Here is a 17,125-nt window from a genome sequence, read left to right as displayed (position 1 = left end):
CATCGTGTCATCCCTCCTTTCTTTTTTCATAACTGATATTATATTTCTGTTATGCAGTTTCTGAAAATACAATTTTCAAAATATGCTCTCTACTTAGAGTTCATGACACAGTTTTTTGAACACTCTCGAAGGAGTATTTTCCAATTAAGGGAATTTTTTGATTTACCAATCTTTAGTCTCTTTACCGTACTCTATTTTTTATTATTTCTTCATATTTAATTTTCATATCAGGCTTAAATCTGGTCTATATTGGGTATTTTTAGGTTTTGGGCGCATCTGTCTCATTTATACTTCTGCCATGGTGAGTTGATTCATCTTTTTTAGGTTAAAGGCAAGACATAATAAACTAAAATGTAAAGCATTTTTCAGTAATCCTATGTACCGTACTCTGGTATATCCATAGCTGCGTTTCAACGTCCCAAACACTCGCTCTACTGCCGACCTATACCTTGAAAGATGTTTATTCCTTGATTTCTCTCGCTCTGTTAATTTGCGCCTATAGCACCCTTTTGTCATTAAGCCGTCTTTTATCCCTTGCTCGCTCAAAAACTCCTTGTTGCTCTTACTACCATACGCCTTATCACCAAATACTCGTTTCTCATCACCCATCACCATATCCTTCAACATATGACCATCATCTACCTTAGCTTTTGTCAATATCCCTTTTCTTATCAGGCCGCTGTCTTGATCTACGCTTACATGTGCCTTATAGCCATAATAGTCTCGTCTTTTACCTTTACACGTCCATTGTGCATCAGGATCCACTGGTGACTCCGCCGCTGTTCCATCCACATTTTTTCTCGGTTTCGATACACTTGCCGATATTATACTGGCATCTATCAATGTCCCTTTTTTTAACAACAGACCTAAACTCTCCAACTGCCGCTCTAACTCCAAAAACATCGCTTCCTTTAAATTATCCTTTACCAGCTCGTCACGAAAACGACTTATTGTTGAGTGATCCGGAGCGTATTCATCCAGCTCTAAGCCCAGAAACCTCCTGAAACTCAGCCTGTCATACAACGACTCTTCCAAACCATAGTCCGATAGGTTATACCAATTCTGTAACAACATGCACTTCAACATCATTAGCGGTGGATAACTCGGGCGACCTCTATTACTGCTATGCAACTTCTTTAATATCTTCTCAAATCCCTTCCAATCTATTTTCTTATCTATTTCATCTAATGTCTGATTCAACCCCGCCTTTGTCTTTATTAACGCTCCTGCAAAACTCAGTTGATTCAATGCTTTATGTGACATCTATTTCAATACCTCCTTTATTTATTTCTCTATATTATAACTTATAGTATATATCTTTTTGTGTAACTCTCTCCTATTTTTGCAACGGTCTCGAATAGGTATAAATCAAAGAACCTAAAAATCCAATGCATTTATCAACAGTTTTTTCTAAAAAATGCAATTACACGATTTATGAATTACTTCCATCTGATACAAAAACATCCCAATTTTGGATTGTTTTATCAACGCCATGGATTTATCGTAATATTACGACATTAACTTGTGGTATAATAATCAAAATACAGTAAGGAGTTTTATTTGCAAAAACAACATAATTTAGCATTTCAGGACGCTTTAGAAATCGTTGAATCGTTACCTGAATCTCAACAAGAGGATCTTATTGGTATTGTTCGTAACAGGTTGTTAGAGCACAGGCGGGAATTATTAGCAGAGAGTATCACTGAAGCAAAAAGTGATTACTTAAATGGAAAAGTGAAAAAGGGTTCTGTTGATGATTTAATGAAAGATATTTATAAATGAGGCAGTTTATTTGGGGTAAAACATTTATAAAGGCACTTAGACGTCATATGAAGAGAAATCCTTATTCAATCAAAGATATCGAAATAATTTTAGGCTTATTAGCGGAAGATCCATTCAATACGAGGTTGTCAACTCATAAACTCAAAGTGAAGTTAACAGGTTCATGGGCATGTTGTGTCGGTTACGACTTACGTATAATATTCGATTTTGTATAAAGTGACAAGAATGAAAAAGATATCTTGTTAATAGAGATAGGTTCTCACGAGGAAGTATATTAGCCACTGCACGATTAATTGTAGTTCAGTAAGGAATTTTTAACATTGTATTATGATCAACCATAGAGTAAATCCATGAACCCGAAATCCAGTGCGGTTATCTACAAGTTTTTTAGAAAAAGCACTGCAATTACACGATTTGTTACGTATCCCAACCTGACATGAAAATACCTCATTATTGGCTGGAATTGGTTTGCGTTAGATAGAGTTTGATTGTGACATGCACAATTTTATGCACAATGTGTGTTTTTGGGGGTAATTTGGAGTGTTTTTGGGAGTAATAGAATGCCTGTAACCTATTGATTTTAAAGGAATGCGAAAGAGGGGAGTTGAACCCCTACGGTGTTACCCACTGGATCCTAAGTCCAGCGCGTCTGCCAGTTCCGCCACTTTCGCTTTTGGCGTTTGCCATTTGCTGAAGTTATGTCTGTGCCAGTTTATATTTTCTTTAAAATGACCTCCAGCTTCCCTCCGGCTTTAAGCTTATTTATCACTGCTGTTGCATCTTCTTTTTTCTTATATTTCCCAACATATACCTTATGCCAAAGAACATCTTTGCTCATACCGTCTTTTACAAATGCTGAATATCCTTCCTTTTTCAGGTTTTCAACAAACTTTTTAGCATTGTTTGGATCCTTAAAAGATCCTAATTGTATAGAATAAATACCCTCAGTATTTTCATGTTTAACTGGTTTTTCGGCCTTTGCCTGTTCTGTCGTGGCTTTTGCTTTTTTTATCTCCGGAGTAATGTTTTGGTGTTTTGCTCCAGATGTTGCCCCTGTTTTAGAAGCTGATGCTTCAGAAGATTTTTCTTTGCCTGTTGAGGGTTTATGGCGTACGGGTGCCGGAGTTGGTTTTACAACGGGTTTTATAGGTGGTTTTTCAGTGGCAGCATCCTCTATGACTGGTGCAGGTTCTGGCGTTGGTTTCTGCTCTACGGCAGGTGTTGGTTTGGATGTCTCAGGGCGAGTAACTGGTTCTTGCAAAGGAGTTTGCTGTGGCTCCTCCAGAGCTTTATCCAACGCCTTTGGTTCAACCACACTTACAGCCTCCTGTTTTTTCTGCGAAACCCTGCCCCCCCTGGAAAACAAATACACTGAAACCAAAATCAGTACAAATACTGCCGATACCCCAATGATTAGCAGCTTTTTTTTCTTTGCACGCTCCTCGTTTAGTTTTTGTAAATACTCCTCGGCATCATCAGCATCTATGGCTGTTATATCTGGCCCTTCATGGGTTTCATCTTTATCCACGGACTCATCATCCGGTTCCATATCGTGTATATACATGGTATCTTCATACTCCTTTGTCTTAACCTTTTCCTGGCGATTTTCTTCAAACTCTGCTTCATCTTTAATTTGTTTGCCCTGTATGAGATTCTTTTCAAAATCATCTTTCACTTTTAAAAAACTATCCTCTGGGAAAGTTTCCATGTTGGTTTTTAACTCATAGCCGTCTTTGGTATATTTAACGCTGTCAGCATCTTTAAAACCGACAGGTTCATTTAACTGTATTCCTTCATTTGTCTTATCCTCATACTGATAAGATCCAGGACCACGTCCTGTGTCCTCGCTGACTGAGTCAATATCCACATACTTTGAAGCCTTAGCAATCAACTCGTGCCTGTCCACAGGGAGTTTTACCGAATCCACTATTTTATAAATGGAGCGGTATCTGTCATCATATGTTTTATCAATTTCAGTCAGCACTATAAACCGAGTATCTTTAACCGGCTCCTCGCTTCTTATGTCCCTTATGATTTCATATCCGCTTGCGTCCATAAGCATAGACTTGACAAACACAAGTGCAGGTAACGTCTTAAGCGCTAACTCAACAGCCTCTGTCTTGCTCGATGCCGTATAAACTGTGAACCCCTCCATTCTGAGCATCTCGCTGATTTGCTGCACATTGGTTTTATCGTCATCAATTACAAGTATGTTTTTACTTTCCATGCTATCTCTCTCCCTGTTTATCTCTCATAATAATATGTATGAGAAGATATTATCAGTTTTTATGGCAATTTATGCAAGTATAAATTAAAAAGGTAATGTAAAACCTGTCTTTGATGTATCTTATTTTCCTGAATCAAGCGATTTTTCCGTTTTTGAACCCAGTGAGCTGCCGCAGATGTTACACTGATAATCATAGACTGTACACTCAGGCTGAGCTGAAATCATTTTTTCAGTAACGGCTACTGCCTTCTTACACAGGTTGCAGTAAAGCGCCCTTGCAGTGAATTTATCAAATTGCTTCATAACAGGCTTAATCTTAAGGTTGCATCCCAATTGACAATTTTTAATTTCCTTCCCAAACGGCAACTGTCATGAAAGAACCTTTGCTGCATCAATAGCGAAATAAGTAAGAATCAAATCGGCGCCTGCTCGTTTTATGGAAACAAGAATTTCCATCATTACTCCTTCATAATCAATCCAGCCCCGTTCGGCAGCGGCATGTACCATAGAATATTCACCTGAGACGTTATAGGCTGCAACCGGTACCAAGGTGTTTTTCTTAACGTCAGAGATAATATCCAAATACGAAAGGGCAGGTTTTACCATAATTATATCTGCTCCTTCCTCGATGTCAAGCATCACCTCTCTGAGGGCCTCCCGTCTGTTTGCCGGGTCCATCTGATGCGTCTTTCTGTCGCCAAAAGCGGGCGTTGACTCTGCTGCCTCTCTAAAAGGTCCGTAAAAAGCCGAACCATATTTTGCGGCATAACTCATTATCGGAATTTCTGAAAAACCGTTTTTATCCAGAGAGTTTCTGATTGCTGCCACCCGTCCGTCCATCATATCTGAGGGGGCTACCATATCTGCTCCGGCCTTAGCATGGGAAAGTGCCTCCAAAGCCAACAGCTCTAATGTTGCGTCATTAACAATCTCTCCGTTTTTTACCACTCCGCAGTGGCCATGGCTTGTGTACTCACAGAGGCAGACATCAGTTATTAAAACAAGCTCAGGGACTGCGTCCTTTACCGCCTTAACAGCCTCCTGTACAACTCCGTCATCTATATAGGCATGCGAGCCAAGTTCATCCTTATGCTCAGGTATTCCAAAAATGATTATAGCAGGTATTCCCAGAGAGTAAACCTCACGGGCAGTCTTTACCAGCTCATCCCGAGATTTCTGAAAACATCCGGGCATTGAGCCAATCGGCGTGTTTATGTCTTTGCCCTCAACAGCAAACACCGGATATATGAAATCACTGACAGAGACAGAGACCTCCCTGACCATATTCCTTATCCCTTTACTTTTCCTGACTCTGCGTGGTCTCGTTACCGGAAACATACCCATATGATAAAGAAAAAATTAAGAAAAATCAAGGGAAAATTTTAAATAAAATGCCTATCTTGTTAGCGCCTAAAACGACTTCAAAAACATCATTCCGAGATTGCCCTCCCCTCAAAGGGATTCCCCTGACCCCCTGCGGGGGTTCGCAATGACGGCGGGGGGCTGTGCGTAGGCGCCCTTATCCGTCATTACGTTCCTTTATCCGTCATTACGGGGAGCGTTAGCGACCAGTGAAATCCCCTTTTTAGGGGAGGGTAATCTCATCGTTATTATTATAACTTAGTGCACCGTGGTATTATAAATACATCAAGGCTAAACGTGGACTGAATTTCAAACCCACAGGTTTCTATTCAAATGCCCACACCTGCCTATAAAGCTGCCTACAGCGAAAAAGTGCTGCAGGCAGCATTGTCTGAACATCCACTTCTTAACAACCACCACTACCACATCTGGCAGTCGTGGTTGTTGACGGCATTTTAGTTGTAGTAGTAGCCGGTCTCATAACAGCTCTGGCTGTTGTAGTAGTACTCGGCATTTTAGTGGTGGTAGTTGTTGTTTCCGTCTCCGCTTCTCTGGCTGTTGTAGTAGTCGTCGGCATTGCAGTTGTAGTTGTTGCCGGTGGAATATCTTTGGTAGTAGTAGTCGTAGTCGGCATCACAGTGGTCGTTGTTACAGGAATATCTTTGGTTGTCGTCGTTGTTGTCGGCATCACAGTGGTTGTAGTAGTTGTAGCTGTGGTGGTGGTCGTTGTAGGAGCTGTGGTTGTAGTAGTAGCTGCCGTGGTAGTCGTTGTTGAAGCCGTTGTTGAGGTTGTTGTATCTTCTGTAGTAGTAGTTGAAGCTGTTGTCGTCGTTGTTGAAGCTGTGGTAGTTGTTGTTGAGGTTGTCGTTGAAGTGGTACTGGCAAATGTAGCCGTTAATGTACAGTCTGCTGTTAAAGTGCCAAGCGTGTAGGCTGCTGCTGTGTTAAGTGCTTTCTGCCCCACATTAGTACCGGCACAACCGGCAGTACCGGTTATTGAAACTATATAATAGCCACTGGTCGGCGTCGCCGTGTATTGTGTACCTGAAGATGTAGCAACAGCAACTGCTACAGCGCCGGCTGCAAAAGTTCCACTCCCCGCAGCTTTCACTCTGGTTACATTCCACGTATTAAGGAAAGTGGCAGTTTCAGTACAATCGGCAGTTATAGCTCCGGTAGTATAAGCAGCGCCGCCGGCATTGGTGCCCGTTGTTAACACTGTACCACCACATCCGCCATCGGACGAAACAATATGGTAGTTGGCGTTGGTTGTGAAATTCAGAGTTCCAGTGCTGTTATATTTGACAAACTTTGGACCATCATTACCACCACTAGCACCGGGACTTTCTGAACCAGTCGCCGAATAGTACTGATCTATGGTATGCACCGTTTTATTCTGATTATCAACAGCAACGATTACTCTGCCTGTTGAATTGGATGCCATAGCAGCGAAATTGTCATCTGAAGCACCTGTGCCCATGGATACAGTCACCCAATAATCACCATCAGTACTGTTATATATATTTCCCACTGAAGTACCGGCAAAAAACATGTTCACACCAGGAGCAAATATGATACTAACGAAATCATCTGTAATTTTTGTCCCGCCGCCGTTAGTGGCATCTGCCCAGTTAACACCATGATCAGTTGAGACATATATAGTGCTGGGGTTTCCAATATCAGTTGCAACAGCTACCATAATAGTGCCGGCAGGGTTTGTTGCTATACCTGTAATAACAGGAGGTGTTGACCAACTTGGTGAACTGCTCGTCCAGGTTTGACCATCTGTGCTTTTATACATTGTTGCACCATCAGACGTAAGCGCATAAAACGTGCCACCATTATAGCTGGAAGCATACATAACTCTCTGGATTGCACCTGTAATTGGCGATCCTGATGGATTTGCTGGATTCCAATAAACACCATCACCATCACCTTTAACTGAATAATAAATGGTGGTAGTGTTACTGCTCATATTAGAAACAGCTACCAGTGTAGGTGTAGTTTTTCCGTTAGACAATAAACCTGTAATCGCAGGAGTTTCTGTGCCGCCACTGAATGGACCAGAAGAACCAACCTGATTAAATGCGTTGCCATTACCATTGAAATCATTCCAATGTGTGCCATCAGTACTTGAATAAGTAATGCCGTCAGATGTTATCGCTAAGAATGTATCATAACCTGTATTGAGATTAGGATCCCATATTACAGCAACTAACGCAGCAGTAATTGTAGTACAACCACCGGGAGTACTTGCAGTACAGGTACCAGGAGCACCGCCACCAGCTGCTGCTGACCAATTCAACCCGCCATCAGTGGAGTAATGAACGGTGCTGCCAGAACCGCCGCCGTTGGCACTTGAAACAGCAACCAATACAGAGCCGTTGGTATTAGATGCAACACCAGTAAAAACCGGAGTTTCTGTTGTCGAACTCGTCGTGATGGTTCGCAGTGTTCTCCACCACCATGAACCATTAACGCCCGCATATGCCAGCACAGGCAGCAATAGAAGGGAAATGGTTAATACCAGACATAGATATTTAGTTAACAAAACTTTAGTTTTTTTCATCAAATCACTCCTTATATCAGCAACACAGTAAAATGCAGATAACAACCAACAGATTTAGCGCCCTTTAAATTAAAGAAACACCCGCCTAAAACCCATATACCGCAGTAGTGTTATCATCACATATAATTCCTACAAGGTTTCTTTTGGGATTTGTTGTACCCTGAAAACAAGACATCATCACATTTTTACAGTTAAGAGTGCCTGAGGTACCTGTTGAAGAGAACGATAAAACACCGCCGTAACTTGCTGAAGGGTCTGTATCAACGACTAAGTCCACTCTTTCGTCTGTCGGACCATTTTGGTATACGACCTGTCCTGAGAATGTAAACATTCTTGTGGTATGTCCGGATATCACATATCCATACGAGTTTGTAGCTCCATTAGTGCTCGCTCCATTAGCTGTTGCTGTTGCTGTAAAAGACACAGTCAAAGTGTTAGAAGATGAATTGTTAGCAACACAATAAGTCACAGCGCTTGTATTTGTGTGTAAGTAGGGTAAATGATAAGAGACAGTATCAGCACTTAACACAGAAACCATTGACATCAAAACCAAAATAACTATTCCGAGAATTTTCATAAAACCTCCCCACGCTATAATGTAGGCTATAAACCACCTCGAAGCAAGTATATAAAAAGGAAAGAAATAAGTCAAGTGTTTTTTTCAAGGAAAGAAAAATTAAATATATTATGGTATTGCCATTTTTGATGTAAATTTATAAACTACTGTATAGATACTCAGAAGCAGAACACCCGGGCTTGCTAAATAAAAGAGCACAGGAGAGGCTTAATGTTAGAAGTTTACTTTGGTAACATGCTGGAGGAGGTAATTGGGGAAAAGGGACTTTCTCTCAACCAAATTGAGGGGATAAGGGAGAAGGTACTAAGTGCACATAAACAAATAGAGGAAAGAAAGTGGAAGGAGCTTTCCTTTTTAGACCTTGGAGGTCAAACCACAACAGAAATAAAGAAAATTGCACGACATGTCAGGGAGACATCCGAGCACTTTGTGATACTTGGCATAGGGGGTTCAGCCATAGGCCCCAGAGCGATACTGGAGTCGCTCAGCCCCCTCCATAACTACCGGGGAAAACCAAAAATCCACATTTTTGACAACATTGACCCAAGAACCATAGCAACAATGCTTGAGATAATAGACCCAGCTAAGACTACCGTTAATGTTGTAACAAAGTCCGGCAACACAGCTGAAACTATTGCCACTTTTATGCTTCTATGGGATAAAATAGAAAAAGCGGTAGGCAGCGAAGTTGTCAACAGATTTATATTGACAACAAATCCTGAGAAAGGCATAATCCGCAGTCTGATTAATGAGTATAATATAAAAAGCCTTGAAATCCCTACAACAATAGTCGGCAGGTATTCGGTCTTAACCACGGGGCTGCTTCTTGCCGAGGTAGCAGGAATAAGCTCCGATGAGCTGCTAAGGGGGGCACATGAGATCACCGAAAAATGTAAGTCAGGTGAGCTGTGGGAAAACCCTGCCTATATATTTTCGTCGCTGTTGTACCTAATGAGCACTGAGGAGGGAAGGAACATTAATGTAATAATGCCTTATGCCGATGGTTTAAAGGCATTTTCAGACTGGTTTTGCCAGTTGTGGGCAGAAAGTCTTGGAAAGCTTGGCTTTGGCATCACTCCATACCCATCTGTAGGAACCACAGACCAACACTCACAGCTTCAACTATGGATGGAGGGGCCGGAGGATAAGGTCGTCATATTTATAAAGATAAAAGATTATGGCAAAGACATTATGATACCAATGGTTTTTAGCGACAAAGAAGGTTTTAACTGTCTGGCAGGACGCTCTCTAAATGAGCTAATCAGCACTGCACTGCAATCCACTGAGCATTCGTTGTCAGATGCTTCAAAACCTAACGTTTCAATAGCCATACCTATCCTGGATGCGTATCACGTTGGCCAGTTATTTCAGTTTTTTGAGATAGCAACCGCTTTTCTTGGTTTTTTATTTGGCGTTAATCCTTTCAATCAGCCGTGGGTGGAGACGGGCAAAAATAACTTATACGGTGCTCTGGGTAAGCCCGGGTTTCAAACTCGTAATGAGCAGATAGAAAAAATGCAGAAAGACTCTGTTTGCTGGAAAATATAAAATGTTATATACTTGATTTGGCAAGAACCGGATATTTTGCTTAATAATTAGAATCGGGGGAGCGTTGACAAAGCAGCAGAATTATATTTATCATAGATGGCAAATGAAGTGTAATAGTGCAACGTTTATGGATGTGTTACTACAGCTAAGTTGTTGCTTAGAATAGAAGAGCTTAAATATTTTTGTTAAGGAGGGTTTTATGAAGAATATCGTGTGTTTGGTATTAGTTTTAGTATCTTTGTTTTTTATTGGCAGTGTGTCTGAGGTTTGTGGTGGTACAAACGGAACCTATGTGACGTACTATTTGCCATATTTACACACAAATCCAGCTGGTGTTGTTTATTGTGTTGTCTCCAACTTTGGTATTGGAGCAGATAATATAACACATGTTAATTTTAACATCATGGGCAATGAAAGGGGCTCAGTTGACCGGAGTACTGCCCAGTTGACAGTATTGAACTATTTTACCTCCAAAAAAACGGTCATGTTGGCTTTTAGCGGTCAGGGTATTTACGTAGGTACAACCACCGACAACCAGTATGTTAATATGTCATCAATTCTCGGTACTTCTGAGATGTATGGAGCCAAGTTGTCTTTTGTATCAACCATTGTGGCAGGGACAAATGCGGTGCGTGACAGTCACCTTAATTGTAAAAACCTTGTAATGTCTTGTTTCCAGGGTACATCGAATCCTAAGCGAAACCTTGTTGGTTATTCCTGTGAGGCAGGCTATGCTAGTAATGCTGATGACGTAACAACCTTCAAACCCTATAATATAAGACAGAATAATTTCTCCGGTGAAACTACGGCTGACAATGCAACAGGGTATTCTTTTTAATTCTGTGAAGCCAGAGAGCTCAAATGCGTATAAGGGATGATGCAAGGTGAAATGTAAGGAGATGGTTTTATAGCCGTCATAGGGGGAAGCTTAAGAGCTTACCCTTTTATTTAGTGCCCAAAGGAGGTTTATTGTGAATAAATATACTGCAAATATTATGTTGTTTGTTGTTGGGCTGTTAATGGTGGCAGCCTTGTTTTTCTGGGGTGGAAATTTAGGTGTTAAGACTGCTTCGGGCGGTGCTACTGGTTGTTATAATACAGCCGGAGAAGATTATAGTTTTAGTGTCGAGGATAATCTCACATGTTTTGACAATGGGACATACGTGACATATAATCTGCCGTATTTGCATACAAACCCGGCTGGTACTGTAACTTGCATTGTTTCTAATTTTGGTACGTCCTCTGACAATGTAACAAAAGTGCTTTTTACTGTTATGTCTAACTTTCTCGGCAATACGGACAGGAATCCTATAAGTATTTCATCTGCTATTAATGCAGGCACCGCATCTCAAAAATCAGCACAGATAACTTTTAACGGTCAGGGTATATATATAGGTACAAGTACTGACAATTTGGCCTCATCCTTATCCAACTACGTAGGTACATCAGAAGGGTACGGGGCCAAACTGACATTCATCTCCTCCATAAAACAAAGTGATGGATCTTCTGTTTATACTGACCTTTACAGCAACCAAAGGCAAGCCTCTGTACGTAACAGCCACCTTAATTGTAAAAATATCGTCATGTCCTGTTTTCAGGGAACGTCAACTCCAACTCGTGTTCTCACAGGGTACTCTTGTGAGGCAGGGTACGTTATGGGCTACAATAATATAGCTGGTCTGAGACCCTATGACATAGATCCATGGGCATTTGGTTGGACTAATGAGGTCAAATATACTCTTGAAAACAACCCTATTTATACGGACAACGCAACAGGGTACACTTATTAAAATAATGAGGGCTGCTGAAAAGCTATTTATAGTTTTTAGCAGCGCTGACTTATAATTACTTATATAGAAAAGGATTTTTAACCACAGATGGACACAGATAGATGAAGTAATCTGAATCTGTGTTTATCTGTGGTTTGTTGTTATTTAGTTTTTTTTAGTTAACTGGCCTTAGACAATGCCTTTTCGTAAGATATCGTGCAGGTGTATTATGCCAATGGCACAACCTTCTGTGTCCGGCACAATCAGAGACGTGATGGCGTGTGTTTCCATAACCGACAGAGCCTTTGCGGCAAGTTCGTTTTCATCAATGTAGCGAGGGTTTTTAGTCATTACTTCAGAGGCCTCCATATCAAACACATTGCGTCCCCACTGAGCTATGCCGCGCCTTAAATCTCCATCTGTTATTATTCCAAGGATTTTTCTGCTGCTGTCGGCCACTATGGTTACTCCGAGACGTTTTGAGGATATTTCCATCACGGCCTCTGCCATCTTTGCCTGTGGTGTTACGTAGGGGAGAGAGTCTCCGGAGTGCATCAGATCAGATACTTTTATGAAGAGTTTTTTGCCTATTGCTCCGTTAGGATGGAAAAAAGCAAAATCCTCCTTTTTAAATCCACGTTTAAGTAGCAGCACCACTGCAAGGGCATCCCCCATGGCAAGAGTTGCCGTTGTTGATGAGGTAGGCACAACTCCCATAGGACACGCCTCCTCTTTGACAGTTATATCAATGCTTACCACGGATTCTCTGGATAGGGTTGAGTTCATATTGCCGGTCATACTGATAAGGTTAATATTAAAACGCTTAAAAAACGGTATTAGGCGAAGTATCTCTTCAGTCTCGCCGCTGTTAGAAATGGCTATAACCACATCATCGCTTGTCACCATGCCAAGGTCGCCGTGGCCTGCCTCTGCCGGGTGCATAAAAAAAGAGGGTGTGCCGGTTGAGGCCAGAGTTGCTGATATTTTCTTTGCTATCAGCCCGGATTTCCCCATTCCCGTAAGAACTGTCTTGCCGTGGCTGTCAAATATTAAATCCACTGCGTGAATAAAACGGCTGTCAAGCCTTTCAATTAGTTCCAGTATCGCTTGTGCCTCTTCTTGCAGCACATTGCGGGCTGTTTCTATTATTTTACTTTCAGAAATCATCTATCTCCTTTGTTCCATTGCAGTTATTCCGTGAGTTGGGAACAGGGAACGTTTTTCTCGTATTGCACTGGAAATGAATGCCTTAAAAAGAGGATGAGGCTCGGTCGGCCTTGATTTAAACTCAGGATGAAACTGACAGCCAAGAAACCACGGATGTCCGCTTAGTTCCACTATTTCAACCAGCTTGCCGTCAGGGCTAAGTCCGCTAAAGCGCATCCCTTTGGATTGTAAAATCTCCCTGTAGTCATTATTAAATTCATATCTGTGGCGATGCCGCTCTGTGATCTCGGTTTTTTCGTAGGCCTCTTGAGCATTACTGCCGTGCTCAAGCAGGCAAGGATAACCGCCAAGACGCATAGTGCCGCCCTTTTCGCTTTCCATACTTCGTTTTTGCACAGAGTTTGTTTTAAAATCAAACCACTGTTCCATCAGATAAATTATAGGCTCAGCACACTTCACGTCAAACTCGGCGCTGTTTGCCCCAGTTATTCCACACACATTTCTTGCAAACTCTATCACAGCACACTGCATACCAAGGCAGATGCCAAAGTACGGAATCTTCTTTTCCCGTGCATATTGGACAGCTCGTATTTTACCCTCTATCCCTCGAATTCCAAACCCGCCAGGCACCAGTATTCCATCCACATCAGACATATATTTATCTATTTCGTGCCTTTCTAACTCCTCAGAATCCAGCCATTTGAAATTAACACGGGCATCGTTTGCAATGCCGCCATGAATCAGTGACTCTATCAGACTTTTATAGGCATCCCTAAGGCCGATGTACTTTCCTACAAGCGCTATCGTTACCTCATTAGATGGGGTCTTTATGGTTTTTACCACATTGTGCCACACATCAAGTTTTGGAGGGTTAGTGTCAAATTTAAATTTCTTAGCTATCAAAGTATCAAGTCCCTCTCTGTGAAGCACTAAAGGAACCTCATAAATTGTCTCCACATCTATGGCACCAATCACGGAGTCCTCCTCGATGTTACAGTGAAGGGCGATTTTTCTTTTCATATCCTGCGGAATCTCCCTGTCTGAGCGGCAAAGTAGGGCATCCGGTTGAATTCCTATCTCGCGCAGCTCTTTTACACTGTGCTGAGTTGGTTTTGACTTTAGCTCTCCGGCGCTACCTATGTAGGGAACCAGTGTCAGATGAAAGTACATTGTGTTTTCTCTGCCTACATCATAAGGAATCTGTCTTATGGCCTCAAGAAAGGGCAGACTTTCTATGTCACCAATTGTGCCCCCAATCTCAACTATCACCACATCCACCCCATCACAGTCAAGAGAACGAATAGCCGATTTGATTTCATCCGTAATGTGGGGCACTACTTGAACGGTTTGACCGAGGTAGTGGCCGAGGCGTTCCTTTTTAATGACATTAAAATAGATTTTACCTGTGGTGTAGTTGTTTTTCTGAGAGCTCTGAACGTGCGTGAATCGTTCGTAATGGCCTAAGTCAAGGTCTGTTTCAGTCCCATCCTCAGTGACATAGACCTCGCCGTGTTGAAAAGGGCTTAGTGTGCCAGGGTCGAGGTTTATGTAAGGATCAAGTTTTTGAAGCGTTACCTTAAGCCCTCTGGCTTCAAGCAGTGCTCCGATTGCAGATGCTGCTATCCCCTTTCCGAGGGACGATACCACGCCGCCTGTCAGGAATATGTATTTAGCCATCTCTCCACCTTTCCTATATCCTCCGGGCGATCCACTGCTATGGTATCAAAGCTGGTTTCGCCAACCTTTATTCCGTACCCATTTGTCAGAGCCCGCAATTGTTCAAGTTTTTCGGCTTTTTCTAACTCACTCTCCGGCAGCTCCGAAAGCCTTAAAAGCACTTCTTTTTTGTAACCATAAATTCCAATGTGTTTATAATACTGTATCCCTGATGAGTCTATGGCATCCATACTGTCCAGCGTTGATTTCCCGTCAAAAACATCCCTTAAATATGGAATAGTTGATCTTGAAAAATAAAGAGCAAACCCTTCAGAGTCTGTCACGACTTTAACGATATTTGGATCAAAGATGTCACAGGGGGTTGTTATTTTCTTTTTAAGAGTTCCCATAGAAGCTCTGTCGTCTTGCATAAGTTCAATTACTGAGTCAATCATGTCTGGTTCAATGAGAGGCTCATCTCCCTGCACGTTGACAATTACGGTAAAAGGCAAATCCCTTGCCGCTTCGGCTATTCTGTCAGTGCCAGTTGCGTGGGTCTCTTTGGTCATAATGGCAGCACCTCCAAAACCAACCACAGTGTCGTAGATTTTGGCGTTGTCGGTTGCCACAAAAACTGCGCTTGCTGAGTGTGCTCTTTTAGCGCGTTCATAGACGTGCTCTATCATCGGCTTACCGCAAATCAGTGCCAGCGGTTTCCCTGGAAACCTGGATGCTCCGTACCGTGCCGGTATAATCACTGCTGCTTGTGTCATATTTTTAATATATCAATAATCCTGTTAAGGTCATCCATTGTATAATAGTCTATTTCGATGCGTCCGGTGTTTCCCTTGTGATGAATTCTGACCTTAGTGCCGAGATTTCGTGTTAGTTCATCCTCAACGCCAGCTATGTGCGGGTCTTTGGGGGGCTCAGGCTTTTTAACAGATGATGTGGAGTCCGTTGAGAGTTTTTTACAAAGGGCTTCTGTTTCACGGACACTGAGCGAATTTTTCACAACCATTTGTGCCGCCTCAAGCTGCTGAGACTGGTCTTTCAGAGAGAGGAGCACTTTAGCGTGTCCCATAGAAAGCGCTCCTGAAATTATAAAAGATTTTATTTCCTCAGGATGCGTCAGAAGCCTTACGTAGTTAGCTACAGTTGCTCTCTGCTTGCCGATTTTTTTAGACAGCTCCTCCTGCGTTATTCCCTGTTCCTCCATAATCCTTAAAAATGCAGTAGCTGTTTCAATCGGATTAAGCTCCTCACGCTGAATGTTTTCTATCAGCGAGATTTCAAAAGACTCCTCAGCACTCTCATCACGAATAATACAGGGGATTTTCTGAGAGCCGGAAATTGTGGCTGCTCTCCAGCGTCTTTCCCCGGCAACAATTGTAAAAGTACCGTCCCCTGTTCTGGCAACAATGATGGGTTGGATGATTCCTTGTTGGCTTATAGACTCTGCCAGTTGATTTAACGACTCCTCGGAGAAATGTTTACGCGGTTGAGACGGGTTAGGGAAGATTTTTTCAATCTCAATCTGATGGATTTCCTCGCCCTCGGTGGGAATCAGGGCATCGAGACCGCGTCCCAGCGCTTTTTTCATGATACTGCCTTATTCTGAAGCGCAATGTCTCCCAGAATCTCCCGTGCGAGGGTCAAATAGGTCTGAGCGCCTTTTGATCGGACATCATAATAGAGGGCAGGCTTGCCATGCCCGGGGGACTCGCCAAGAGTCACATTTCGAGGAATTATAGTTGTATAAACTTTCTGTCCAAAATGAGTTTTTACCTCTTTGGCTACTGCCGAAGACAGAGAGTTTCTGGCATCAAACATGGTTAACAAAATTCCTTCTATGGAAAGAGACGGATTAAATGAGCGTTTTACAAGATTAATGGTTCTCATAAGCATAGTAAGCCCCTCAAGCGCATAGTACTCACACTGAACCGGCACAATGACGGAATCAGCGGCAACGAGGGAGTTTAACGTTATAAGCCCAAGTGAGGGCGGACAGTCTATAAAAATGTACTGGTATTTGTCTCTGAGAGGCATCAGAGCATCAGAAAGCAGCCACTCACGGCGGTCCTTGTTCACCATTTCAAGCTCCACGGCAAGTAGATCAATTGAGGATGGGGCTAAAAACAGATGGTCATACGGGGTAGAGATTATTACATCCTCTATTTTATGTTTTGACGTATAGACATCATAAAGTGTTTTAACGAGATTTTTTCTATCCACACCGAGACCGCTTGTTGAATTACACTGAGGATCGGTATCGACAATTAAAATATCCTTACCGGCCAACCCCATAGAGGCGGCCAGATTAATAGCAGTCGTAGTTTTACCCACTCCGCCCTTCTGATTTGATATTGAAATTACTTTACCCACGATTTTTCCGATTCAGTGATTTTAGCAAAAAACAGGCTATTTGTCAAATAAAGAACTCTTGAAAAGATTAATCCGCAGATTAC

The 17,125-nt window shown here is 42.1% G+C and carries 15 protein-coding genes and 1 tRNA gene; 4 read left to right on the top strand and 12 right to left on the bottom strand.

Annotated elements, in window-relative coordinates:
- Positions 1-285 precede the first annotated feature (285 nt).
- Complete coding sequence (locus HQK88_13065) at positions 286-1,263, bottom strand: IS5 family transposase (protein ID MBF0617732.1); 978 nt, start codon at positions 1,261-1,263, stop codon at positions 286-288.
- 297 nt (positions 1,264-1,560) lie between these two features.
- Here HQK88_13065 and HQK88_13060 point away from each other — a divergent pair, with 297 nt between their 5' ends.
- Positions 1,561-1,782 (top strand): hypothetical protein, encoded by a 222-nt coding sequence (locus HQK88_13060; protein MBF0617731.1) that lies wholly within the window; start codon positions 1,561-1,563, stop codon positions 1,780-1,782.
- A 589-nt stretch (positions 1,783-2,371) separates the two neighbouring features.
- Here the strand turns inward: HQK88_13060 and HQK88_13055 are convergent.
- The 6 genes from HQK88_13055 to HQK88_13030 all read right to left on the bottom strand — a co-directional run bounded on the left by HQK88_13055 (position 2,372) and on the right by HQK88_13030 (position 8,517).
- A tRNA-Leu gene (locus HQK88_13055) sits at positions 2,372-2,453 on the bottom strand.
- A gap of 41 nt (positions 2,454-2,494) precedes the next feature.
- Positions 2,495-4,009 (bottom strand): SPOR domain-containing protein, encoded by a 1,515-nt coding sequence (locus HQK88_13050; GenBank protein MBF0617730.1) that lies wholly within the window; start codon positions 4,007-4,009, stop codon positions 2,495-2,497.
- Between the two features lie 120 nt (positions 4,010-4,129).
- Positions 4,130-4,312, bottom strand: coding sequence for a hypothetical protein (locus tag HQK88_13045; GenBank protein ID MBF0617729.1), 183 nt, complete (start codon positions 4,310-4,312; stop codon positions 4,130-4,132).
- 66 nt (positions 4,313-4,378) lie between these two features.
- A complete protein-coding gene (hemB, locus tag HQK88_13040; protein ID MBF0617728.1) occupies positions 4,379-5,353 on the bottom strand; it encodes a porphobilinogen synthase in 975 nt (324 codons plus the stop codon).
- A gap of 424 nt (positions 5,354-5,777) precedes the next feature.
- Positions 5,778-7,940 carry a hypothetical protein gene (locus HQK88_13035; protein ID MBF0617727.1) on the bottom strand — a complete coding sequence of 721 codons (2,163 nt, stop codon included), beginning with the start codon at positions 7,938-7,940 and terminating at the stop codon, positions 5,778-5,780.
- A gap of 85 nt (positions 7,941-8,025) precedes the next feature.
- Positions 8,026-8,517 carry a hypothetical protein gene (locus tag HQK88_13030; protein ID MBF0617726.1) on the bottom strand — a complete coding sequence of 164 codons (492 nt, stop codon included), beginning with the start codon at positions 8,515-8,517 and terminating at the stop codon, positions 8,026-8,028.
- A gap of 210 nt (positions 8,518-8,727) precedes the next feature.
- Here HQK88_13030 and HQK88_13025 point away from each other — a divergent pair, with 210 nt between their 5' ends.
- The 3 genes from HQK88_13025 (at position 8,728) to HQK88_13015 (ending at position 11,855) form a co-directional block, all read left to right on the top strand.
- A complete protein-coding gene (locus HQK88_13025; GenBank protein MBF0617725.1) occupies positions 8,728-10,065 on the top strand; it encodes a glucose-6-phosphate isomerase in 1,338 nt (445 codons plus the stop codon).
- A gap of 199 nt (positions 10,066-10,264) precedes the next feature.
- Entirely contained in the window at positions 10,265-10,903 is a 639-nt protein-coding gene (locus HQK88_13020; protein MBF0617724.1) for a hypothetical protein, read from the top strand.
- Positions 10,904-11,036: 133 nt separating this feature from the next.
- Positions 11,037-11,855: a hypothetical protein gene (locus tag HQK88_13015; protein MBF0617723.1), complete on the top strand. Its 819-nt coding sequence runs from the start codon at positions 11,037-11,039 to the stop codon at positions 11,853-11,855.
- Between the two features lie 168 nt (positions 11,856-12,023).
- Here HQK88_13015 and HQK88_13010 read toward each other — a convergent pair whose 3' ends face one another.
- The 5 genes from HQK88_13010 to HQK88_12990 are packed head-to-tail and all read right to left on the bottom strand — an operon-like array spanning position 12,024 to position 17,042.
- Positions 12,024-13,001, bottom strand: coding sequence for a KpsF/GutQ family sugar-phosphate isomerase (locus tag HQK88_13010; GenBank protein MBF0617722.1), 978 nt, complete (start codon positions 12,999-13,001; stop codon positions 12,024-12,026).
- The gene (locus tag HQK88_13005; protein ID MBF0617721.1) at positions 13,002-14,678 is read right to left on the bottom strand and encodes a CTP synthase; all 1,677 of its coding nucleotides are present in this window, start codon (positions 14,676-14,678) and stop codon (positions 13,002-13,004) included.
- Positions 14,657-15,430 carry a 3-deoxy-manno-octulosonate cytidylyltransferase gene (gene kdsB / locus HQK88_13000; GenBank protein MBF0617720.1) on the bottom strand — a complete coding sequence of 258 codons (774 nt, stop codon included), beginning with the start codon at positions 15,428-15,430 and terminating at the stop codon, positions 14,657-14,659. The genes HQK88_13005 and kdsB overlap by 22 nt, the downstream gene beginning before the upstream one ends.
- A complete protein-coding gene (locus HQK88_12995; protein MBF0617719.1) occupies positions 15,427-16,260 on the bottom strand; it encodes a ParB/RepB/Spo0J family partition protein in 834 nt (277 codons plus the stop codon). Before HQK88_12995 ends, kdsB begins: the two co-directional genes overlap by 4 nt.
- Positions 16,257-17,042 (bottom strand): ParA family protein, encoded by a 786-nt coding sequence (locus HQK88_12990; GenBank protein ID MBF0617718.1) that lies wholly within the window; start codon positions 17,040-17,042, stop codon positions 16,257-16,259. Before HQK88_12990 ends, HQK88_12995 begins: the two co-directional genes overlap by 4 nt.
- Positions 17,043-17,125: the final 83 nt, after the last annotated feature.

The organism is Nitrospirota bacterium, from assembly GCA_015233895.1.
Classification (GTDB): domain Bacteria; phylum Nitrospirota; class Thermodesulfovibrionia; order Thermodesulfovibrionales; family Magnetobacteriaceae; genus Magnetomonas.
Note: the sequence above shows the minus strand (reverse complement) of the source record. Positions and strands in the feature narration are given on the sequence as shown.